At 74.1% G+C, this 21,282-nt stretch carries 17 protein-coding genes; 13 read left to right on the top strand and 4 right to left on the bottom strand.

Annotated elements, in window-relative coordinates; genetic code table 11:
• Nucleotides 1–136: 136 nt before the first annotated feature.
• Together ACWDCZ_RS03770 and ACWDCZ_RS03765 are read right to left on the bottom strand one after the other, a co-directional pair.
• Entirely contained in the window at nt 137–2,254 is a 2,118-nt protein-coding gene (locus ACWDCZ_RS03770; RefSeq protein WP_388047920.1) for a putative bifunctional diguanylate cyclase/phosphodiesterase, read from the bottom strand.
• A gap of 148 nt (nt 2,255–2,402) precedes the next feature.
• Entirely contained in the window at nt 2,403–3,209 is an 807-nt protein-coding gene (locus ACWDCZ_RS03765; protein ID WP_049659216.1) for an SAM-dependent methyltransferase, read from the bottom strand.
• A gap of 248 nt (nt 3,210–3,457) precedes the next feature.
• On the opposite strand from ACWDCZ_RS03765, the gene ACWDCZ_RS03760 reads away from it, so the two are divergent.
• From ACWDCZ_RS03760 to ACWDCZ_RS03730, 7 genes are all read left to right on the top strand, one after another.
• Nucleotides 3,458–3,958 carry an SRPBCC family protein gene (locus ACWDCZ_RS03760; protein WP_449815139.1) on the top strand — a complete coding sequence of 167 codons (501 nt, stop codon included), beginning with the start codon at nt 3,458–3,460 and terminating at the stop codon, nt 3,956–3,958.
• A gap of 50 nt (nt 3,959–4,008) precedes the next feature.
• Entirely contained in the window at nt 4,009–5,259 is a 1,251-nt protein-coding gene (locus ACWDCZ_RS03755; RefSeq protein ID WP_449815138.1) for an aminotransferase class I/II-fold pyridoxal phosphate-dependent enzyme, read from the top strand.
• 273 nt (nt 5,260–5,532) lie between these two features.
• Nucleotides 5,533–6,813 (top strand): ergothioneine biosynthesis glutamate--cysteine ligase EgtA, encoded by a 1,281-nt coding sequence (gene egtA / locus ACWDCZ_RS03750; protein ID WP_241853032.1) that lies wholly within the window; start codon nt 5,533–5,535, stop codon nt 6,811–6,813.
• Nucleotides 6,810–8,216 carry an ergothioneine biosynthesis protein EgtB gene (egtB, locus tag ACWDCZ_RS03745; protein WP_449815137.1) on the top strand — a complete coding sequence of 469 codons (1,407 nt, stop codon included), beginning with the start codon at nt 6,810–6,812 and terminating at the stop codon, nt 8,214–8,216. Before egtA ends, egtB begins: the two co-directional genes overlap by 4 nt.
• Nucleotides 8,216–8,965: an ergothioneine biosynthesis protein EgtC gene (egtC, locus tag ACWDCZ_RS03740; protein WP_449815136.1), complete on the top strand. Its 750-nt coding sequence runs from the start codon at nt 8,216–8,218 to the stop codon at nt 8,963–8,965. The genes egtB and egtC overlap by 1 nt, the downstream gene beginning before the upstream one ends.
• Before the next feature lie 44 nt (nt 8,966–9,009).
• Nucleotides 9,010–9,981, top strand: a complete 972-nt coding sequence (egtD, locus tag ACWDCZ_RS03735; protein ID WP_449815135.1) for an L-histidine N(alpha)-methyltransferase — start codon at nt 9,010–9,012, stop codon at nt 9,979–9,981.
• 141 nt (nt 9,982–10,122) lie between these two features.
• Nucleotides 10,123–11,550 carry a sugar porter family MFS transporter gene (locus tag ACWDCZ_RS03730; RefSeq protein WP_074004449.1) on the top strand — a complete coding sequence of 476 codons (1,428 nt, stop codon included), beginning with the start codon at nt 10,123–10,125 and terminating at the stop codon, nt 11,548–11,550.
• Nucleotides 11,551–11,657: 107 nt separating this feature from the next.
• On the opposite strand, the gene ACWDCZ_RS03725 is transcribed toward ACWDCZ_RS03730, so the two are convergent.
• The gene (locus tag ACWDCZ_RS03725) at nt 11,658–12,329 is read right to left on the bottom strand and encodes a TetR/AcrR family transcriptional regulator (RefSeq protein WP_449815134.1); all 672 of its coding nucleotides are present in this window, start codon (nt 12,327–12,329) and stop codon (nt 11,658–11,660) included.
• Nucleotides 12,330–12,502: 173 nt separating this feature from the next.
• Between ACWDCZ_RS03725 and ACWDCZ_RS03720 the strand changes: the two genes are divergently transcribed.
• The 4 genes from ACWDCZ_RS03720 (at nt 12,503) to ACWDCZ_RS03705 (ending at nt 17,421) form a co-directional block, all read left to right on the top strand.
• Complete coding sequence (locus tag ACWDCZ_RS03720; protein WP_449815133.1) at nt 12,503–13,666, top strand: acyl-CoA dehydrogenase family protein; 1,164 nt, start codon at nt 12,503–12,505, stop codon at nt 13,664–13,666.
• Nucleotides 13,667–13,737: 71 nt separating this feature from the next.
• Nucleotides 13,738–14,937, top strand: coding sequence for a thiolase family protein (locus ACWDCZ_RS03715; RefSeq protein ID WP_449815132.1), 1,200 nt, complete (start codon nt 13,738–13,740; stop codon nt 14,935–14,937).
• 145 nt (nt 14,938–15,082) lie between these two features.
• On the top strand, nt 15,083–15,841 hold the full coding sequence (fabG, locus tag ACWDCZ_RS03710) for a 3-oxoacyl-ACP reductase FabG (RefSeq protein ID WP_049655523.1): 759 nt from the start codon (nt 15,083–15,085) through the stop codon (nt 15,839–15,841).
• A gap of 209 nt (nt 15,842–16,050) precedes the next feature.
• Nucleotides 16,051–17,421 (top strand): S53 family peptidase, encoded by a 1,371-nt coding sequence (locus ACWDCZ_RS03705; protein WP_049655521.1) that lies wholly within the window; start codon nt 16,051–16,053, stop codon nt 17,419–17,421.
• A gap of 134 nt (nt 17,422–17,555) precedes the next feature.
• Here the strand turns inward: ACWDCZ_RS03705 and ACWDCZ_RS03700 are convergent, their stop codons facing one another.
• Nucleotides 17,556–19,847, bottom strand: coding sequence for a hypothetical protein (locus ACWDCZ_RS03700; RefSeq protein WP_449815131.1), 2,292 nt, complete (start codon nt 19,845–19,847; stop codon nt 17,556–17,558).
• Nucleotides 19,848–20,019: 172 nt separating this feature from the next.
• Between ACWDCZ_RS03700 and ACWDCZ_RS03695 the strand changes: the two genes are divergently transcribed.
• Both ACWDCZ_RS03695 and ACWDCZ_RS03690 read left to right on the top strand, forming a co-directional pair.
• The gene (locus tag ACWDCZ_RS03695) at nt 20,020–20,577 is read left to right on the top strand and encodes an HAD domain-containing protein (RefSeq protein ID WP_449815130.1); all 558 of its coding nucleotides are present in this window, start codon (nt 20,020–20,022) and stop codon (nt 20,575–20,577) included.
• 15 nt (nt 20,578–20,592) lie between these two features.
• Nucleotides 20,593–20,895 carry a hypothetical protein gene (locus tag ACWDCZ_RS03690; protein ID WP_449815129.1) on the top strand — a complete coding sequence of 101 codons (303 nt, stop codon included), beginning with the start codon at nt 20,593–20,595 and terminating at the stop codon, nt 20,893–20,895.
• Nucleotides 20,896–21,282 lie beyond the last annotated feature (387 nt).

Here is a 21,282-nt window from a genome sequence, read left to right as displayed (position 1 = left end):
ACCGGCCGCTGTCGACGCCTCGGCCGGCACTGCCCGTACGGCGGTCGGGCCGGCGCCGCCGTCGGAGCGGAGCAGGACCGGGCGGGAACGGACCGGCCCCCGAGCCGAACTCGAGCCGGCGTCCAGCCGGCCCGCCTCAGCGCTCCTCGACCGGGCGCCCCAGCGGTTCCTCCACGATCCGCCGGGCGATCTCCTCGGGCCGCACCGGGCGTCCGAAGTGCCAGCCCTGCGCCCAGTCGCAGCCCATGGTCCGCAGCCGTTCGGCGTCCCGGTGGGTCTCCACGCCCTCGGCGGTGACGTTCAGCCCGAGCGCGTGCGCCATCGACACCAGGCCGCTGACGATCCGCCACCCGGTGGACTCGTCCTTCCCCGGTTCGTGCAGGTCGCCGACGAAGGAGCCGGCGATCTTCAGCCCGGAGACCGGCAGGTCGCGCAGGTAGGCGAGGTTGGACCAGCCGGTGCCGAAGTCGTCCACGGCCAGCGAAACCCCGAGGTCGACCAGCCCGTGCAGGGTGCGCAGCGCCTCGTCCTCGGGCCCGACCACGGTCGACTCGGTGATCTCCAGCTGCAACCGGGCCGGGTCCAGGCCGGTGCTGTCGAGGATCCGGGCGAGGTCGGTGACCAGGGCGGCGCTGCGGGCCTGCCGGACCGCCAGGTTGACGTTGAGCTGCGGGGCGGCGTCGCCGTACCGCTTGATCCAGTCCGCGGCCTGGCCGCAGGCCTGCTCCAGCACCCAGCGGCCGAGCGGCATGATCAGCCCGGTCTCCTCGGCGGTGGTGACGAACTCGTCCGGGCCGAGCACGCCGAGCTGCGGGTGGCGCCAGCGCACCAGCGCCTCCACGGCGGCCAGCCGGCCGTCCGCGAGGCGGTAGAGCGGCTGGTAGTCGATGAAGAACTCGCCGCGGTCGAGGGCCGCCGGCATCCGCACCGACACCGCGTAGCGGCTGACCGCCCGGGCGTTCTCCTTGGGGTCGAAGAGCGTCCAGCGGCCGCGGCCGGCCTCCTTGGCGCGGTACAGCGTGAGGTCGGCGGCCCGGACGGCGGCGCCCGGGGTGGTGGTGGACACCCGCCGCTCCAGCACGCCGACGCTGGCGCCGACGGCGAGCTTGTGGTCGCCGATCAGCACCGGCCCGGCCAGCGCCCTGAGCACGGTCTTCGCGGCGGCCACCGCCTCCTGCTCGCCCCGGCACTTCTCCAGCAGGACGACGAACTCGTCGCCGCCGAGCCGGGCCACCAGGTGGCCGAGCGGGGTGAGGGCGGCCTTCAGCCGGGCGGCGACGGCGGCCAGCAGCTGGTCGCCCATGTCGTGGCCGAGGCTGTCGTTGACCACCTTGAAACCGTCGAGGTCGACGTAGCAGAGGCCGAAGCGGGCGCCCGGCTCGGGCTCCTCGAACAGCTTCTCCAGCCGCTCGAAGAAGGCCGCGCGGTTGGGCAGGCCGGTCAGCGGGTCGTGGGTGGCCTGGTGGCGCAGCCGCTCCTGGAGCCGGTAGCGGTCGGTGACGTCCTCCAGCATCGCGACCTGGTACTGCGGGATGCCGTCGTCGTCGCGGATCAGCGAGACGGTCAGGTGGGTCCAGATCACCTCGCCGTCCTGGCGGTAGTACGGCTTGTCGAACTGGAAGTAGTCCCGCTTGCCGCTGATCAGCTCCTCGTACGCCTCCCACACGCCGGGGGTGTCCTCGGGGTGCACCAGGTCGCCGACCCGGCGGCCGATCATGTCCTCCGGGCCCGCGCCGAACAGCTCCTGGAGGGCCTTGTTGACCGCCATGATGTTGCCGTCGGTGTCACCGATGCCGATGCCGATGGCGGCGCTCTCGAACAGCGCCCGGAACCGGGCCTCGGAGGCGCGCAGCGCCCGCTCGGCCTCCTTGCGGGCGCTGTCGGCGGCGGTGCGGATCGCCTCCTGCTCGGTCAGCGTGCGCTCGCGCAGGGCGGCCGCCCAGCCGGCCGCGAAGGCGCCGGTCAGGGCCGGGCCGCGGTCGTCCTGGACGGGCTGCGCCTGGAGCAGTTCGACCGCCCGGGCCAGCAGCACCGGGTCGGTGAAGTGCGCGTCGACCAGGTCGGCGCCGGCCTGCGCGGCCAGCCGCGGCTCGAACGGCTCGTCCTCCTGGGCGCGGTGCAGCAGCGCGGCGGTGCGCGCGACCAGCCGGCCGAGCAGGCCGGGGTGGACGGCGGTGCCGTGGTCGGCGGAGAGCAGCCGGGCCCACTCCTCGTGGAACCGCTCCGCGTTGCCGCGCACCGGGGTGGTACTCATCTGCTGAACCTGGTTCCTCTGGTGTACGCGCCGGTTCCGGCGGGCCCGGCGGGCCCGGCAGGCCTTGCGGGCCGAGCGGGCCGGGCAGGCCTCGCGACGGCCGCCGCGCGGGGCGTGCGGCCGTCGGTGCCTCGTCCGTCGCGTCCGCTCAAGGGCGGATCCCCACGCCCGCCACCCCGGCGATCCGCTCGGGGTGCTCACCGACCGTACCCGGCTGGTCCGGACGCCACAGCGGCAGGTGCACCACGCCCGGCTCGACCAGCTCGAAGCCGGAGAACATCGCGGTGATCTGCTCGTGGGTGCGCATGGTCAGCGGGGTCGGCGTCCGCTGGTAGAGCTTCTGGTGGTCCTCGGCCTGGTCGGGGCGGCTCTCCAGGGCGGCGTGCGAGAGCACCAGCGCGCTGCCGGGCGGGAGGGCGTCGCGGACCGTTCCGATCAGCCGCCACGGGTCGTCCTCGTCGCCGACGAAGTGCGCGACGGCGACCAGCAGCACGGCCACGGGCTCGCCGGCCGCCAGCAGCTCGGTGACCTCGGGGCGGGCCAGCAGGTCGTCGACGTCGCGCAGGTCGGCCTGGGCGACGGCGCAGTCGTGGTCGTCCTCCAGCAGCAGGCGGCTGTGCGCGACGGCGACCGGGTCGCGGTCCACGTAGACCACCTTGGCCTCGGGGCGGATCGCCCGGGCGATCTCGTGCACGGCGCCGAAGGTCGGGATGCCGGAGCCGATGTCCAGGAAGCGGGTGACGCCCTGCTCGGCGAGGAAGGTCACGGCGCGGCGCAGGAAGGCGCGGTTGGAGCGCATGATCTGCGGCAGCTCCGGCCACATGGCGATCGCCTTGCGGGCCATCTCCCGGTCGACCTCGAAGTTGTGCGAGCCCCCCAGGTAGTAGTCGTAGACCCGCGCGGCGTTCGGTTTGTCCAGGTCCGTGCCCTCCGGTACCCAGCTCGGTCGCCGCATGCCTGTGACTCCTTCACTCCGGTTTCTGGGGTCGCAGCGCCCAGGGGATGCTGCCGTGACTGATGAGACTACAAGCACAGAAGATCCTCCCCCGCACCCCGAACGGGTGCAAGCGGAGCGCTTCTTTCCTCCCGGACGGGCGCTTCCGGAAGATTCACCTCCGGTTACCGGCCGTGCCACGGACCAACTCGGCAACGGTCCAACGGCGTTCACCCCTCGGAGCGACCGGCCCGGACTAGGGTGGGGCCGTGGACCCCAACCACTACCGATTCCGGGGCGTCTGGCGGCTCGCGGCTCCGGCGACCGCCGTGTACGCGGCCCTCGAGGACGTGCGGAGCTATCCGCTGTGGTGGCCGGAGATCCGCGAGGTCCGACCGACCGGCGAGGACTCCGGGGACGTGGTGGTGCGCGCCCTGCTGCCGTACCGGTTGGTGATCGGGCTGGCGGCGAACCGGCGCGACCCGGCCGCCGGGGTGCTGGAGGTGGCCATGCGGGGCGACCTGGCCGGGTGGTCGCGGTTCACGGTGACGCCGGACCTGGCGGGCGGGGCCGGCGGACCGCACGAGGCTCGCGGGCCGGGCGGTCCGGGCAGCCGGGTGCTGTTCGAGGAGGAGACCCGGCCCGGCAAGCCCCTGCTGCGCCGGCTCGCCCTGCCGCTGCACCCGCTGTTCCGGGCCAACCACGCGGTGATGATGCGCCGGGGGCGGCGGGGGCTCGCGGCGTACCTGGCGGGGGCGGCGGCGGGGTGACAGACGTCGAGCGGGGTGGCGGGCGCCGGAGGACGGATGGCGGCGAACAGATGACAGACGACAACTTTCAGCGAACAGATGACAGCTTTCGAAATCTGTCATCTGTTCGCGACACCCCCGGCCCCGCGCCCACCGACGTCCCCGCCCCCGACTTCGGCTTCGACGCCCCCTTCGACCGCACCGGCACCGGCAGCAGCAAGTGGGCCCGCGCGGACGCCCCCGGAACGATCGCGATGGGCCTCGCCGACATGGACCTGCCCGGACCGCCCGCCGTCGCCGAGGCGCTGGAGCGGCGCGCCCGCCACCGCGCGTACGGCTACACGGTCTGCGACCCGGCCGGCCGCGCGCTGGTGGCCGACTGGTACCGCACCCGGCACGGCGCCGCGGTCGACCCGGACTGGGTCCTGCTACTGCCCTGCGGCCCGCGCACCGCGCTGCGCGTCCTCCTGGAGACCGTACGACCGCAGGCCCCCGTCCTCTTCCCCACCCCCGAGTGGGGCGGCTTCGCCCAGCTCTGCCGCGCGGCCGGCCTCCCGTACCGCGAGCTGCCGCTGCACCCGGCGCACCCGCCGCAAGTACCGCACCCGGGCCCGAGCGGCTACCGGCTCCCGTCGGGCCCGCTCCCCCGCCCCGTCGGCGCCGTACTGCTGAGCAACCCGCACAACCCCTCCGGCACGGTGTGGCCGGCCGACGCCGTGCGCGCTCTCGCCGCCCGGGCGGCCGAGAGCGGTGCGCTGCTGGTCTCGGACGAGGTGCACGGCGACCTCACCCACCCCGACCGCGCCCACCCCGTCGCCGCCACCACCGCCGACCCGGCGCACCGGCCCCTCGTCGTCACCCTCAACTCCGTCGGCAAGACCTTCAACTGCTCCGGCCTCCCCAGCAGTTTCGCCCTCGTCCCCGACCCCGGGCTGCGCGCCCGGTTCACCGAGGCGCTGGCCGGCTACGGCCTCTGGGAGGGCGGCCTGCTGGAGCAGACCGTGCAGCAGGCGGCGCTGCGCGAGGGCGGGCCCTGGCTGGACGCGCTGCTCGCCCACCTGGCCGCCGCCCGCACCCGGCTGACCGACCGGCTCGGGCCCGCCGTCCGCGCCACCCCGCGGGCCTCCTACCTGCTCTGGCTGGACGCCGCCGCGCTCGGCCTGCCGCCCGCCGACGCCCGCCGGGCGCTGCTGGAGCGCTGCGGTCTGGAGGCCTCCGACGGTGCCGACTTCGGGCCCGGCGGCCGGGGTTCGCTGCGCCTGAACTACGCCCTGCCGGGGCCGGTGCTGGCGACCGTCCTGGAGCGGCTGGAGCGCCTGTGACCCCGGCACGTGCCCCGACCGGGTACGGACCGCTCCCTGCCCGCCGATCGGCCTGACAGCCCCGAACTCACCCGTTCGCCACAGCTCTGACCTGGGAAAACGAACGTTCACACGATTTTTGCGGGGCATCCCCGCATGCTCCGTAGCAGACTGGGCAAAGTAGACCGGGCCGCAATCGTGATCCCGAGGATGGTGAGTCCGGTGATACCGGTATCCCGCACCACTCCGCCCGACCGGCAGAGCACGCCAACACCCCCGCCGGGGGTGACCCCGTTGACCGAATCGGGGGCGCGCAGCCACGTGTCGGGCGTCTGCTTCAAGATCGGACCGCCCCGTCTGGTGGGGGTGGAGGTCGAATGGTTCGTCCATGACGATCGATGTCCGTCCCGCCCCGTACGGCCGGAACTGCTCCACGCCGCACTGGAGTCGCTGCCACTCGGCGGACCGGACGGCGTCTCCCTCCCCTCCGGTTCGCGCCTCACGCTCGAACCCGGCGGACAGGTCGAGCTCAGCTCCCCGCCCGCCACCGGCCTCCTGGCCTGCGTCGAGGACACCCGACGCGATCTGACCGCCCTGCGGGCCGCCTTCGCGGCACAGGGCCTGCGACTCACCGGCACCGGGACGGACCCGTACGCCCGCCCCCGACGGATGGTGCTGGACCACCCCCGCTACCTCGCGATGGAACGCTTCTTCGACTCCGCCGGGCCCTGGGGCCGCATCATGATGACCGGCACCGCGTCGGTGCAGGTCTGCCTGGACGCCGGCGAGGCGGACGGGCCGCACGCGGTGGAGCGCCGCTGGCGACTGGCCCACCGGCTGGGCCCGGTGCTGGTCGCCGCATTCGCCAACTCCCCGACACTGGACGGTAGTTCGACCGGCCATCGGTCCACCCGGCAGGCCGTCTGGTCCCGGATGGACCCGACCCGCACGCTCGCCCCGGAGCCGGACCACGGCGACCCGCGCGAGGCCTGGGCACAGTACGTGCTGGACGCCCAAGTCCTGTGCGTGCGAAGGCCCGAGGGCCTGCCCTGGACGGCCCCGACCGGGCTGACCTTCCGCGACTGGATCCGCGGCGCGGGCGAACGCCCGCCCACACTCGACGACTTGGACTACCACCGCACCACCCTCTTCCCACCGGTGCGCCCGCGCGGCCACCTGGAGCTGCGGATGATCGACGCCCAGCCCGGGGACGGCTGGGTGGTGGTCGCCGCACTGGTCACCGCCCTGCTGGACGACCCGGTGGCCGCCGATGCCGCGCTGGCCGCGCTGGAGCCGCTGGAACGCACCGACGGTCCGCGCCCGCCGCGCAGCGAGGTCTGGCGCCGGGCCGCCACCCTGGCCATGGCCGACCCGGAGCTGCGCCGAGCCACCCTCACCTGCTTCGCCGCCGCCGACGCCGCACTGGGCCGCCTGCCCGGCGCCGGTCAACTGCGCACCGTCGTCGCCGAGTTCGCCGAGCGCTACCCCGCGCGCGGCCGCTGCCCGGCCGACGACCAGCTGGACGCCCTGCGCTCCGGCACCCGACCCGCTCCCCCGGAGGAGGCCGCACCATGACCGACGTCCGACCCCACGGGGGCACCGAGGCGGCCGGCCCGGACCGCAGCACCGGCCCGACCGCCGCCACCGCCACCCCTGACGCCGCCGCCACCGGCACCGAGGCGCTGCGCGAGAGCATCGCCACCGAGCTGCTGGCCGCCCGCGCCCGCACCGCCGCGCTGACCGACTGCGTCGGGGACGGCGACCTCACCGCCCAGCACTCCCCGCTGATGTCCCCGCTGGTCTGGGACCTCGCGCACATCGGCAACCAGGAGGAGCTCTGGCTGCTGCGCAACGTCGGCGGCCGCGACCCGATGCACCCCGAGATCGATCCGCTCTACGACGCCTTCCAGCACCCCCGCGCCGAGCGCCCCAGCCTGCCGCTGCTGCCGCCCGCCGAGGCCCGCGCCTACGCCCACGAGGTGCGCGGCCGGGTGCTGGACCTGCTGGCGGCGAGCCCGCTGGAGGGCGCGCCGCTGCTGGACGCCGGGTTCGCGTTCGGGATGATCGCCCAGCACGAGCAGCAGCACGACGAGACGATGCTGATCACCCACCAGCTCCGCCAGGGCGAGCCGGCCCTGGCCGCCCCACCGCCACCGCCCGCGCCCGCCGACGCGGCCACCCTGCCCGCCGAAGTCCTGATCCCCGCGGGCCCGTTCACCATGGGGACGGACACCGAGCCGTGGGCGCTGGACAACGAGCGCCCGGCGCACACCGTCGATCTGCCGGCCTTCCTACTGGACACCACCCCGGTCACCAACGCCGCCTACCAGCGGTTCATCGCGGACGGCGGCTATGACGACCCGCGCTGGTGGACGCCGGAGGGCTGGGAGCACCGCCGCCGCGCCGACCTGACCGCCCCGCTGTTCTGGCGCCACCAGGACGGCCAGTGGCTCCGCCGGCGCTTCGGCACGGTGGCGCCGGTCGAGCCGGACGAGCCCGTCCTGCACGTCAGTTGGTACGAGGCGGACGCGTACGCCCGGTGGGCCGGCCGGCGGCTGCCGACCGAGGCCGAGTGGGAGAAGGCGGCCCGGCACGACCCGGCCACCGGCCGCTCCCGCCGCTACCCCTGGGGCGACGGCCCGCCCGGCCCCGAGCACGCCAACCTCGGCCAGCGCCACCTGCGCCCGGCCGGGGCGGGCAGCTACCCGAAGGGCCGGTCCCCGTACGGGGTGGGCCAGTTGATCGGCGACGTGTGGGAGTGGACGGCCAGCGACTTCCGCCCCTACCGGGGGTTCCGGTCCTGGCCGTACCGGGAGTACTCGGAGGTGTTCTTCGGCCCCGAGCACAAGGTGCTGCGCGGCGGCTGCTTCGCGGTGGCGCCGGTCGCCTGCCGGGGCACCTTCCGCAACTGGGACTACCCGGTCCGGCGGCAGATCTTCGCCGGGTTCCGCACCGCCCGCGACCTGGAGGCGGACTGATGTGCCGTCACATCGCCTACCTGGGCGAGCCGGTGGCGCCCCGGGAGCTACTGGTGCACCCGCCGTACGGGCTGTACCGGCAGTCCTGGGCGCCCCGGGTCCAGCAGTACGGCACGGTCAACGCGGACGGCTTCGGCCTCGGCTGGTACGCGGACGGCGACGAGGTGCCCGCCCGCTACCGCCGGACCGGGCCGATCTGGGCGGACGAGGCCTTCGCCGACCTCGCCCGGGTGGTCCGCACCCGGGCGCTGCTGGCCGCCGTCCGGTCCGCCACCGAGGGCTGCGCGCCGGGCGAGGGCGCGGCCGCGCCGTTCGCCGCCGAGCGCTGGCTGTTCAGCCACAACGGCGCGGTGGCCGGCTGGCCCGGCAAGCTGGACGCGCTGGCCGCCCTGCTGCCCCCGGCCGAACTGCTGGGCCTGGAGGCGCGCACCGACTCGGCGCTGCTGTGGGCGCTCGCCCTGCACCGGCTGCGGGACGGCGCCGGGCCGGGCGAGGCCCTGGCGGGCACCGTCGCGGACGTCACCGCGCACACCACCGGGCGGCTCAACCTGCTGCTCACCGACGGCGCCTCGATCGCCGCGACCACCTGGGGCGACACCCTGTACCACCGCACCCTGCCGGGCCTCGGCACGGTGGTGGCCTCCGAACCGTACGACGACGCGCCGGGCTGGACGTCCGTCCCCGACGGTTCGCTGCTGCTGGCGGACTCGCGCGGCGTCACCGTACGCCGCCTTCCCGGCCGCGACTGATCCCCACTCTTCCTTCACCTTCTGAACAGAGGAACCACCCTGTCATGGACACCTTCGAACTCACCCGACTGCTGCCCGCCGACCACTTCAGCACCGCGCTGCGCCACGACGTGCAGCACGGACTGACCGCGCGGCCCAAGTGGCTGCCGCCGAAGTGGTTCTACGACGCGCGGGGCAGCGAGCTGTTCGAGGAGATCACCCGGCTGCCCGAGTACTACCCGACCCGGGCGGAGCGGGCCATCCTGACCGCCCGGGCCTGCGAGATCGCCGCCGCCACCGGGGCCCGCACCCTGGTGGAGCTGGGCTCCGGCTCCTCCGAGAAGACCCGGCTGCTGCTGGACGCCCTGCGCGCGCTCGGCACCCTGGAGACGTACGTCCCGGTGGACGTCAGCGAGAGCGCGCTGACCGCGGCCGGCGCCGCCATCTCCGCCGAGTACCCCGGGCTCGCGGTGCACGGCGTGCTCGCCGACTTCACCGCCGGGCTCGGCCTGCCCCCGGAGGGCGGCCCGCGCCTGGTCGCCTTCCTCGGCGGCACCCTCGGCAACCTGCTGCCCCTGGAGCGCGCGGCCTTCCTGCACGGCCTGCGCGCCGCCCTCGACCCGGGCGACTTCCTGCTGCTCGGCACCGACCTGGTCAAGGACCCGGCGGTGCTGGTCGCCGCCTACGACGACTCCGCCGGGGTGACCGCCGAGTTCAACCGGAACGTGCTGAACGTGCTCAACCGCGAGCTGGGCGCCGACTTCGACCCGGACGCCTTCGAGCACGTCGCGCTCTGGGACGCCGAGCAGGAGTGGATCGAGATGCGGCTGCGCTCGCTGCGCGCGCAGTCCGTGAAGATCCCGGCCCTGGACCTGCCGGTGCACTTCGCCCGGGGCGAGGAGCTGCGCACCGAGGTGTCGGCGAAGTTCCGCCGGGAGCGGGTGGCCGGGGAACTGGCGGCGGCCGGGCTGCGGCTGAGCCACTGGTGGACCGACCCGGAGGGCCGGTTCGGGCTCTCGCTCGCCTCGCCGGCCTGACCGCCTTGCCCGGACGGCCCAATTTGCTTGTTCACCTTACGAATTCTCAGAGCGAAACTTGAGGTTCCCGGTGTACAAGACTTAAACGAATAGGGGTTACGATCTCGGCTACCGAGCTCAGCGTTGAGTACCAGGAGTCAGATCGTGAGCGTCACCCAGAAGCCCTCCGGGGCGGTCGAGGCCCCCGCGCCCGGCCGCCTCGGCTTCGTCGTCTTCATCACCGCGGCAGCGGCCCTCGGCGGCTTCCTGTTCGGCTACGACAGCTCCGTGATCAACGGCGCCGTCTCCGGCATCCAGGAGAAGTTCGGCGTCGGCAGCGGCGTGACCGGCCTGATCGTCTCCTCGGCGCTGCTGGGCTCGGCGGTCGGCGCCGCGATCGCCGGACGGTTCGCCGACCGGTACGGCCGCATCAAGGTCATGAAGGCGGGCGCCCTGCTGTTCGCGATCAGCGCGGTCGGCTCGATGCTGCCGTTCTCCGCCTGGGACCTCGCCCTCTGGCGCGTCCTCGGCGGCGCGGCCATCGGCATCGCCTCGGTGATCGCCCCGACCTACATCGCCGAGGTCGCGCCGACCAAGTACCGGGGCCGGCTGGCCTCCTTCCAGCAGGCCGCGATCGTGCTCGGCATCGCGATATCCCAGCTGGTCAACTGGGTGCTGGCGCAGGCGGCCGGCGGCGACACCCGCGGCCGGCTGCTCGGCCTGGAGGCCTGGCAGTGGATGCTCGGCATCTGCGTCGTCCCGGCCGCGGTCTACTTCGTGCTCGCCTCGGTGATCCCCGAGTCCCCGCGCTACCTGATCCAGGCCGAGCGCCTGGACGACGCCCGCAAGGTGCTCGCCGAGGTCGAGGGCGAGGGCGTGGACACCGACGCCCGGATCGCCGAGGTCCAGGCGCTGATCGCCTCCGACCACCGTCCGCGCTTCCGCGACCTGCTCGGCGGCCGCTTCGGCCTGCTCCCGATCGTCTGGGTCGGCATCGGCCTGTCGGTCTTCCAGCAGCTGGTCGGCATCAACGTGATCTTCTACTACTCGTCGATCCTGTGGCAGTCGGTCGGCATCGACCAGGGCAACTCGCTGCTGATCAGCTTCGTCGGCTCGGTGATCAACATCCTCGGCACCGTGATCGCGATCGTGCTGGTCGACCGGGTCGGCCGCAAGCCGCTCGCCCTGATCGGCTCGGCCGGCATGGCGGTCGCGCTCGGCACCGCCGGCTGGGCCTTCTCCTCGGCCACCGGCAGCGGGGACAACCTCACCCTGCCCGACCTCCAGGGCACCGTCGCGCTGGTCGCCGCCAACGCCTTCGTGCTGTTCTTCGCCATGTCCTGGGGCGTCGTCGTCTGGGTGATGCTCGGCGAGATGTTCCCGAACCGGATCCGCGCCGCCGCGCTCTCCGTCGCCGCCTCCGCGCAGTGGATCGCGAACTGGGTGATCACCGTCTCGTTCCCGTCCATGTCGCGCTGGAACCTGTCGGCGACCTACCTGATCTACGCCGCCTTCGCGGCGCTCTCCATCCTCTTCGTGGCGAAGTTCATGAAGGAGACCAAGGGCGTCCGGCTGGAGGACATGGGCTGACCCGCCCGTCGGCCCGCCGACCTCTCGGCCCCCGTACCCCCGGCGCGATCAGCGCGAGGTGCGGGGGCCGAATCGTTTCCGCTCGACCGGGCCCCTCCAGCCTCGTCTCAGGGCCGCTCGGCGAGCCGGGCGTAGCGCAGGGCGAGCCCGTCGAGCAGCGCCTCCAGCCCGGTCTCGAAGGCACCCTCGTCCACTGTCCCGCGGTGCCCGGCCAGCCGGTGCGCCTCGCCGAGGTGCGGGTAGTCGGCCGCGTCGTAGACCTCGGCGTCGGCGGGGAAGCCGGCCGCGAAGGAGGCGAGCGCCGAGCCGGTGACGAAGTAGCGCATCAGCGCGCCGATCCTGGTCGCCTGGCCGCGCGGCCACCCGGACTCGACCAGGTGGCCGAAGACCGCGTCGGCCAGCCGCAGGGCGTTCGGCCGGCGCCCGGGGCCCTGGGCGAGCACCGGGACGATGTTGGGGTGGGCGGCCAGCGCGGCACGGTAGGAGCGGGCCCAGTCGCGCAGCGCCTCCGGCCAGGAGCCCCCACCGGCCGCGACGACTCCGGCGGCCCCGGCGATGCCGAACATCGACAGGTCGACCTCGCCGATGACGCTGTCCACCACCGCGTCCAGCAGCTCGTCCTTGGTGGCGAAGTGGTTGTAGAGCGAGGGCCCGCTGACCGACAGCTCGGTGGCGAGCCGGCGGGTGGAGAGGGCGTCCAGCCCCTCGTCGTCGATCAGCCGCAGCGCGGCGGCGACGATGCGCTCGCGGCTGAGCAGCGGGGTGCGTGGACGGGCCATCGCGGCGGGTGCCTCCGGTTCCTCCGGTCGGGTGTGCTGGGGACCGATTCTGGCAGGTGCCCCTTCCCAGCGCGGGCGGGGCGGGGCTACAGTCCCCCCATAAAACTTGCAGCGCTAGTTTAATGGGTCCGGCCCTGGGGTCGGGGCCCTGGACACCGGATTCGGGAGCCGCCGTGAACCTGGAGTTGTCCGAGGAGCAGAGCGCCGTCCGGGACCTCGCCGCCTCCTTCACCGACCGCGAGGTCGTGCCGCACGCCGCCGAGTGGGACCGCGCCGAGTCCGTCGACCGCGCGATCATCGGCAAGCTGGCGAAGGTCGGCTTCCTCGGGCTGACCATCCCGGAGGAGTACGGCGGCAGCGGCGGCGACCACCTGGCGTACTGCCTCGTCCTGGAGGAACTCGGGCGCGGCGACTCGGCCGTGCGCGGGATCGTCTCGGTCTCGCTCGGCCTGGTCGGCAAGTCGGTCAACGCCTTCGGCACCGAGGAGCAGAAGCGGCACTGGCTGCCCCGGCTCACCTCGGGCGAGGCGCTCGCCTGCTTCGCGCTCACCGAGCCGGGCACCGGATCGGACGCCGCCAACCTCACCACCCGCGCCGTCCGGGACGGCGGGGACTGGCTGATCAGCGGCGCCAAGACCTTCATCACCAACGGCACCTGGGCCGACGTCGCCCTGGTCTTCGCCCGCACCGGCGGGGACGCGCCCGAGCAGCGGGGCCACCGGGGCATCACCGCCTTCCTGGTCCCCACCGGCCTGCCCGGCTTCACCCGCACCGAGATCCACGGCAAGCTCGGCCTGCGCGGCCAGGCCACCGCCGGCCTCTCCTTCGAGGACGTCCGGGTGCCGGACAGCGCCCGGCTCGGCGAGGTCGGCAAGGGGTTCACGGTGGCGATGGCCGCGCTGGCCAAGGGCCGGATGTCGGTGGCGGCCGGCTGCGTCGGCATCGCCCGGGCCTGCCTGGAGAGCGCCGTCCGCTACGCGGGCGAGCGCGAACAGTTCGGCAAGCCGATCGCCTCGCACCAGCTCGTCCAGGAGCTGCTGGCCGGCATCGCCGTCGACGTCGAGGCGGCCCGGCTGCTCACCTGGAAGGTCGCAGACCACATCGACCGCGGCCTGCCGTTCGCCACCGAGTCCTCCGTCGCCAAGCTGTACGCCAGCGAGGCCGCCGTCCGGGCCGCCAACAACGCGCTCCAGGTCTTCGGCGGCTACGGGTTCATCGACGAGTACCCCGTCGGCAAGTACCTGCGCGACGCGCGGGTGATGACGCTCTACGAGGGCACCAGCCAGATCCACCAGCTGCTCATCGGACGCGCCCTCACCGGCGTCAACGCCTTCTGACGCCGGCCCGCCAAGCCGCCCTGCCCCGCCGCCTGCCCCGCCACCCGTTTCCCGAGAAGGAGCCCGACGACGTGCGTCCCGTCTACTTCGCCGCCGCCCGCCGCACACCCATCGGCCGACTGCGCGGCGCGCTCGCCACGGTCCGCCCGGACGACCTCTCGGTCACCGTGCTGCGCGCCCTGCTCGCCGACGTCCCCGCGCTCGACCCGGCCCGGATCGACGACGTCTACTGGGGCGCCGCCAACCAGGCCGGCGAGGACAACCGCAACGCCGCCCGGATGGCCGTGCTGCTGGCCGGCCTGCCGGAGACCGTCCCCGGAGCCACCGTCAACCGGCTCTGCGCCTCCGGCCTGGAGGCCGTCACCCTCGCCGCCCGGGCCATCGGCTCCGGCGAGGCGGACGTGGTGCTGGCCGGCGGCTGCGAGTCGATGACCCGCGCCCCCTTCGTCCTCCCCCGCCCCGACGAGGCGCTGCCGCACCGGATGGAGACCTTCGACACCCGGCTCGGCTGGCGGCTCACCAACCCGCGGATGGCCGAACTGCACGGCGTGCTCAGCATGGGCGAGACCGCCGAGGAGGTGGCCACCCGGTACGGCATCGGCCGGGAGCGCCAGGACGCCTTCGCGCTGCGCAGCCACCAGCGGGCCGGCGCCGCCCGCGAGGACGGGCACTTCGACGCGGAACTCGTCCCGGTCGAGCGGCCGGACGGGGTGACGGTGGGCCGCGACGAGGGCATCCGCGAGGACACCAGCCTGGCGAAGCTCGCCGGCCTCAAGCCGGTGTTCCGGCCCGGGGGCACGGTCACCGCCGGGAACGCCTCGCCGATGAACGACGGCGCGGCCGGGCTGCTCCTGGTCGGCGAGGAGGCGCTGCACGACCTCGGGCTGCGGCCGCTCGGCCGGTACGTGGCCGGCGCCTCGGCCGGGGTGCACCCGGACGTCATGGGCATCGGCCCGGTCCCGGCCACGGCGAAGGTGCTCGCGCGGGCCGGCTGGTCGCTCGCCGACCTGGACACCGCCGAGCTGAACGAGGCCTTCGCGGCCCAGGCGCTCGCCTCCGCCGACGGCATCGGGTTCAGCCCCGAGCGGGCCGAGGAGGTGGTCAACCCCAGCGGCGGCGCGATCGCGCTCGGCCACCCCCTGGGCGGCTCCGGCGCCCGCATCCTCACCACCCTGCTGCACCGGATGCGCCGTACCGGTGCCCGGCGCGGTCTGGCCACCATGTGCGTGGGCGTGGGGCAGGGTACGGCCGTGCTCGTCGAGAACGTCTGACGACCGGCGCTCCCCGTCCGTCGATCCACACCTCTGTCGATCCACAACTCTGTTGGTCCACACCTCTGTTGATCCACACCTCCGTCGGTCCGAGTCTCCAAGGCCCGGACCGACCTTCAACCCTCCAGACTTCCGAGGAGTTCACATGACGCGGTTCGCGGGGAAGGTCGCCGTGGTGACCGGCGCGGCCCAGGGCATCGGGGCGGCCACCGCCCGTCTGCTGGCGGAGGAGGGCGCGGCGGTCGCCGTGGTCGACCTCACCGCCGAGCGGGCGGCCGGGACGGTCGCCGAGATCACCGCCAAGGGCGGCACCGCCCGGGCGTACGGCTGCGACGTGGCCGACTACGACGCCGTGGAGGCGGTGTTCGCGCAGGTCGCGGCAGACCTCGGCGGGGTGCACATCCTGGTCAACAACGCCGGGATCACCCGGGACAACCTGTTCTTCAAGATGCCGAAGGCCGACTGGGACGCGGTGCTGACGGTCAACCTGACCAGCGCGTACAACTGCAGCCACGTCGCGCAGAAGTACATGGTGGCGCAGAAGTACGGGAAGATCGTCTCGCTCAGCTCGCGCTCCGCCCTCGGCAACCGGGGCCAGGCCAACTACGCGGCCGCCAAGGCCGGCATCCAGGGCCTCACCGCGACCCTGGCGATCGAGCTCGGGCCGTTCAACGTCAATGTCAACGCCGTCGCGCCCGGGTACATCGCCACCGCGATGACCGCGGCCACCGCCGAGCGGGTCGGCAGCAGCGCCGAGGAGCACCAGACCGAGGTCGCCGCCCGGACGCCGCTGCGCCGGGTCGGGCAGCCGGAGGAGGTCGCCTCGGTCGTCGCCTTCCTGGCCAGCGAGGAGGCCTCCTACGTCAGCGGGCAGACGCTGTACGTCAACGGCGGAGCGCGCTAGGCAGTCGTCTGACGTGTCGTCATATCGCCGTCCCGGGTGGGAGGTTACTTTCCCCTGGGACGGCCTTTACCTTTTCGCGTGGCCGAGTATGACCATGTCCTTGATCACATGGCCCCACCAAATGACTATGGCATGATCATGCAGCTCTCGATGGGATGGCCGCACCGACCCGACCGAACCAGGTCGGGCCCTGCGCCCCAAGGAGTCCCATGGGCAGCCCCGCCACCCTCCGCCGCGCCCTGGCCCTGCTCGCCGTGGGGGCCACCGCCCTCACGGCCGGTACCGTCGCCGTACCGGCCGCCGGCACCGCGATCGCCGCCCCCGCGCACGATCTCACGGGCGTCCACGTCCGCCCCGCCTCCTTCGGGCACCACAACGCCCAGGGCCGCCCCGCCCCGCTGAGCACCACCCAGTGCGTCAGCCAGGTCGGTATCCACTGCTACTCGCCGCTGCAGTACCGGACCGCCTACAACCTGGACCCGCTGTACCAGGAGGGCATCACCGGCAAGGGCCGCACCATCGTCATCGTCGACTCCTTCGGCTCGCCGACCATCCAGCACGACCTGGAGGTCTTCGACAAGCAGTGGGGCATCCCGGACACCAACGTCGAGGTGGTCAAGTGGGGCAACGTCCCCACCTGGGACCCGAAGAACCCCGACCACACCGGCTGGGCCGGCGAGACCACCCTGGACGTCGAGTACGCCCACGCGATCGCCCCCGACGCGCACATCATCCTGGTCGAGACCGGCGTCGCCGAGACCGAGGGCACCACCGGCCTGCCCGAGATGATGGACGCCGAGAAGGCCCTCATCAAGGCCGGCCGCGCCGACGTCATCTCGCAGAGCTTCGGCGCCACCGAGAACACCTTCCCGGGGTACGACAAGGGCGACTTCAAGTCGCTCACCGACCTGCGCTACGCCTTCCAGGCTGCCGCCGACCACAACGTGACGGTGCTCGCCGCCTCCGGCGACAACGGCGCCACCGACGCCCAGGAGAACGGCACCGACCTGTACCCGTACAAGGTCAACTCCTGGCCGTCCTCGGACCCGCTGGTCACCTCCATCGGCGGCACCCAGCTCACCCTGGACGACAAGGGCAACCGCACCGCGCCCGACAAGGTGTGGCACGACAAGTCCGGCGCCGGCGGCGGTGGCGTCTCGGGCATCTTCGAGCGTCCGTGGTACCAGGCCGGCGTCGCCAACGTCACCGGCAACCACCGCGGCACCCCGGACATCAGCATGAGCGCGGCCGTGGACGGCGCCGCCTGGACCTACGAGTCCTACGACCCGACCTCGGTCGGCTGGCACCTCACCGGCGGCACCAGCGAGGCCACCCCGCTGTTCTCGGGCGTCGTCGCGCTCGCCGACCAGCTCGCCGGCCACCGCCTCGGCCAGCTCAACTGGCGCCTGTACGGCATGAACCTGCTGCCGAGCAAGTGGAGCGGCATCGTGGACGTGAAGCAGGGCGACAACGGCTGGAACGGCGTCACCGGCTACAACGCGACCGAGGGCTACGACCTCGCCAGCGGCCTGGGCACCATCGACGGCGCGAAGTTCGTGCACGCGGTCGCCGGTCGGTGAACCGGCGGGTCACTGGGTGACGGGTGACAGGTAACAGATAACAGACGACAGCGGACAGATTTTGAAATCTGTCCGCTGTTCGCTGTTTTCCGTCTGCTGTTATCCGTCAGCTGTCGCCCGCCGACCGCCGGTTGTCAGCCGGTGGCCGCCAGCTGGGCGAGGTAGCGCTCGGCGGCGCGGAGCTTGCGGCCGTCGGGGCCCGGGAGGTAGGCGCGCAGCTCGATGATCTCCGGGGCGATCCGGATGGCCTCCGCACGGTCGGCGATCGCGCGCCAGCAGGCCTCGGCGTTGGTGGCCGCCCGCTGGGTCTCCACATGGTCCGGGCCCTGCGAACGGAGCAGGGTCAGCGCCACCTCACGGTAGATGTCCGCGGCCTCGGCCGACCGGCCCGCGAGCCGGCAGACGTGCGCCCGGACCTGCCGGACCTGCAGCACCGGCTCGGAGACGGCACCGTGCTCGGCGATCGCCTCCAGTTCGAGGGCGAAGGCCAGGTCGGTGGCGGCGGCGTGGTCCCCGGCCTCGGCGCTACGGACGATCCGTCCGATGACCTCGCGGTAGTCCGCGCGGGGCGTAGCGGCCGCAGCGGCCGCAGCGGCTTCGTCGGCCGGTGCGTCGGCAGGGGCGTCACTCGGGGCGGGCGGCGCGTCGGCGGGAGCGTCCTCGGCCGGCGCTTCGTCCTGCGGCACGGCGTCGGTCGGCACCTCGTCAGAAGGTGTCCCGTCCACCGGAACGACGTCGGCGGGAGCCTGCTCGGCGGACTCCTGCTCGGCGGGAGCCTCGTCCGTCGGCACGGACTCCACCGGGACGGCGTCCCTGGGCTCCTCCGCGGCCTCGGGTGCCTCCTCGACGACCTCCCCGGCAGCGCCCTCGGCTGCCTCCTCGCTCGTCTCCTCCGCCGTCTCCTCCGCTGCCTCCTCGGCCACCGGCTCGACCACGGTCCCGACCGCCTCCGCCGCGGCTTCGGCGGCCACCGCGGCTTCCTCCTGCGGGAGTTCGGGCTCGGCGACGGCACCGTCCACCGGCTCCGGCCGGGACTTCAGGAGCGTGACGCCCGCCGGGGACGCGCTGTCCTCGGGCACGGTGTCGGCCGGGGCGGGCTTGCGCAGGGTCACGCCCGGTGCCTCGACGCTCCCGCCCGCCTTCTGCAGGCTGACCGGGCGGGCCGGCCGCGGCGGGGTGGGCGGTACGCCCGGCTTGACCAGGCTGACCGGACCGCCCGCGGCCACCGGAGACCCGGCGAACGCAGCGGACCCGACCGCCCCCGCCGACCCGGCCGACGACGCGGGCGCCCCGGCCGGGGCCGCTACCGGCCACTCGGGAGCGGCGTCCCGGGGCTCCGCCGGACGCGGCAGCGGCGCCGTCGGCGCCACCGGGGGCGGCGGCGCGTCGGAGGGCGCCGTACCGGCGGTCGGCAGCGGCGCCACCTCGGCCGGCAGGCCCTCGCCGCGACGGGCGGTGTTGCGGAAGAACGGCCGGTCCGGGGCGTGCGTGGCCAGGATGACCACATCCGGCCGCAGCACCGAGTACACCTGCTGACGCAGCTGCTCCGGCGCGAGCACCTCGCCCGCGCCGGGCCGCCCGCCGTGCAGCGCCTCGATCAGGGCGCGGGTGAAGGTGCCGATCTGTTCCGGGTCCGGGCTGACCACCGCCCAGAGCGGGATCCCCTCGCTGAGCGGCGAGACGGTGCCCTGGAGGTACGGCCAGGCGTTCTGGTCGGCGCTCAGGTCGGCGATGACGAGGGTCTGCCACTCGGCCGGACGGTGGCTCAGCTCGGCGGCGACGGCCTGCCAGGGGAGGCCGTCCTGCTTGGCGTCGCGCAGGGTCAGCTGGAGCTGCCCGCCGCGCTTGTCGGCGACGACGTGGCCGCCCAGGTGGATCAGCAGCGGTCCGGGGTGCCGGGAGGCGGCGCGCAGGTGGGCGAGGACGGTGTGCGGGTCCCCGGCGCCGGGGAGGTGGACGGCGTCCACCGCGTCCGCGGCGAGCAGCACCTGCGGCGAGACGGCGGCGAGCATCGCCGAGAGTACGGGTGCCTGGGTCGGTCCGCCGCGGCCCCAGGTGCGGCGGCCGGACGTTCCGTACCCGCCCTCGATGACCAGGATCCGTCCGCGCGGCGCGGCTCCGAGCCCGCCCGCGCCGACGGCGGCGCTCGGCGCCGCGCTCTGGACCGGGAACGGCGGCGGGGTCGCCGTGGACGCGGCCCCGGCGGCGGGCAGCCCGGTGAGGGTCCATCCGGTGGGCGGGACGGGCGGTGCGGGCGGCGGCGCGACCGGGGGTGCGGCCGGGGGCGCCGGCGGCGGCTCGTACAGCGCGGCGGGGCCCGGCGGGTGCTCCTCGGCCGGGAGGCGCGGGGGCGGCGGTACGGCGTCCCAGGGACCCGAGCCCCCGGCCGGGTCGGGACCTCCGGAAACCGCTGTCGTCTCCGCCATCTCCTGGTCACCGCCCCGCCCCGCCGCTCCCGCGGCGTCTGATGCCCTCGACTGCGTGGTGCCTGCCACCACACTCCGTGCGCGCCACCCTACGAGATCCCGGCTCGCCCGTTCCAGGCCGGGTGGCCGATCGGCGCGCCACACCACCCGCGCCGCCCGCTAAGGTGCCGTCATGATCGATACCGATCGCCCGTTGCTCTTCCTCGACGTGGACGGTCCGCTGATCCCCTTCGGGGGCCCGCCGCCGGGCGGCTACCCCGTCCACCGCAGCCCGTACGTCCCGGCCGGTACGACTCCGGGCGGGAACCCGCTGATCGCCCGCGTGGACCCGGAGTTGGGCCCTCGGCTGCTCCGCCTGCCGGCCGAGCCGGTGTGGGCCACCACCTGGCTGGAGGACGCCAACGAGTGCCTCGCGCCCTGGCTCGGCCTGCCCCGACTGCCCGTCGTGGACTGGCCGGTGGACGACTCTGACGACGCGGAGGACGCGGAGGACGCGGACACCGCGGACGCCACGCACCCGCCGGAGGGCCTGCACTGGAAGACCCGCACGCTGCTCGCCTGGGCGGGCGGGCGGCCGTTCGCCTGGGTGGACGACGAGATCACCGGGGCCGACCGCCGCTGGGTCGCCGCCCACTCCCCCGCCCGCGCCCTGCTCCACCGGGTCGATCCCCGACGCGGGCTCACCGACGCGGACTTCGCCGCGCTGGACGCCTGGCTGCGGACGGCCTGACTACACTGCCCCGCCATGGAACCCGTCGCCGGAGCACCGTCCCGCTGGCATCTGGCCCTGCACGGCGGGGCGTTGGTCGAGCTGTGGGCGGACGGGTACGGCGTCGAGGGCGGGACGTACGTGTTCAGCTCGCTCGTCCGGGCGACGGCGGAGGAGCAGGAGCAGGTCGAGGTGGTCGCGCGGACCCCGGCGGACGACCGGCGGGTCCTGGTGGCCGTGGCACGGGTTCAGGAGGCCGTCGTCCAGGACGTCCACTCGGCCGCCGAACCGGCGCGCGACGGCACCTGTGCCTGCCGGCCCTTCTCCTGGGAGGAGTGACCGCTCCCGGAAACCCGTCCGGCCACCCCTGGAACAGGAGTGGCCGGGCGGGCGTGTAGGGAGCGCGAGATCGTGAGCACGAGTGCCTGCGGAAACATCGCAATCCGTGAGTCATGAGCACTGCTCGTGTCGGCTGATCATGAGCAGAAACCGCTACCAGGATACTGAGTTCGGTCACTTTGAGTAGCGGATGCCCCGTGATCCGCATGCCCTGACGTTCGGCCTGGGTGTCTGGCCGGGTGGACCGCGTGCTAGGCGGCCCAGATGTCGGCTCGGAAGCATCCTCGGGCAGGGACGGTATGGCCGTTGCAGCGGGCCCTAGACGCAGACTTCGGCAACGGCTGCCTTCCCTGCCTGGGGTGCCCCTATCTCACTGACCGCCAGAGC

This window comes from Kitasatospora sp. NPDC001225, assembly GCF_053597855.1.
Note: the sequence above shows the minus strand (reverse complement) of the source record. Positions and strands in the feature narration are given on the sequence as shown.

Bases quoted from the DNA above. Each gene is read 5' to 3' on its own strand.
- ACWDCZ_RS03770 (WP_388047920.1), bottom strand. From the start codon at position 2,254: ATGAGTACCACCCCGGTGCGCGGCAACGCGGAGCGGTTCCACGAGGAG.
- ACWDCZ_RS03765 (WP_049659216.1), bottom strand. From the start codon at position 3,209: ATGCGGCGACCGAGCTGGGTACCGGAGGGCACGGACCTGGACAAACCG.
- ACWDCZ_RS03755 (WP_449815138.1), top strand. From the start codon at position 4,009: ATGACAGACGACAACTTTCAGCGAACAGATGACAGCTTTCGAAATCTG.
- egtB (WP_449815137.1), top strand. From the start codon at position 6,810: ATGACCGACGTCCGACCCCACGGGGGCACCGAGGCGGCCGGCCCGGAC.
- egtC (WP_449815136.1), top strand. From the start codon at position 8,216: ATGTGCCGTCACATCGCCTACCTGGGCGAGCCGGTGGCGCCCCGGGAG.
- egtD (WP_449815135.1), top strand. From the start codon at position 9,010: ATGGACACCTTCGAACTCACCCGACTGCTGCCCGCCGACCACTTCAGC.
- ACWDCZ_RS03725 (WP_449815134.1), bottom strand. From the start codon at position 12,329: ATGGCCCGTCCACGCACCCCGCTGCTCAGCCGCGAGCGCATCGTCGCC.
- fabG (WP_049655523.1), top strand. From the start codon at position 15,083: ATGACGCGGTTCGCGGGGAAGGTCGCCGTGGTGACCGGCGCGGCCCAG.
- ACWDCZ_RS03705 (WP_049655521.1), top strand. From the start codon at position 16,051: ATGGGCAGCCCCGCCACCCTCCGCCGCGCCCTGGCCCTGCTCGCCGTG.
- ACWDCZ_RS03700 (WP_449815131.1), bottom strand. From the start codon at position 19,847: ATGGCGGAGACGACAGCGGTTTCCGGAGGTCCCGACCCGGCCGGGGGC.
- ACWDCZ_RS03695 (WP_449815130.1), top strand. From the start codon at position 20,020: ATGATCGATACCGATCGCCCGTTGCTCTTCCTCGACGTGGACGGTCCG.
- ACWDCZ_RS03690 (WP_449815129.1), top strand. From the start codon at position 20,593: ATGGAACCCGTCGCCGGAGCACCGTCCCGCTGGCATCTGGCCCTGCAC.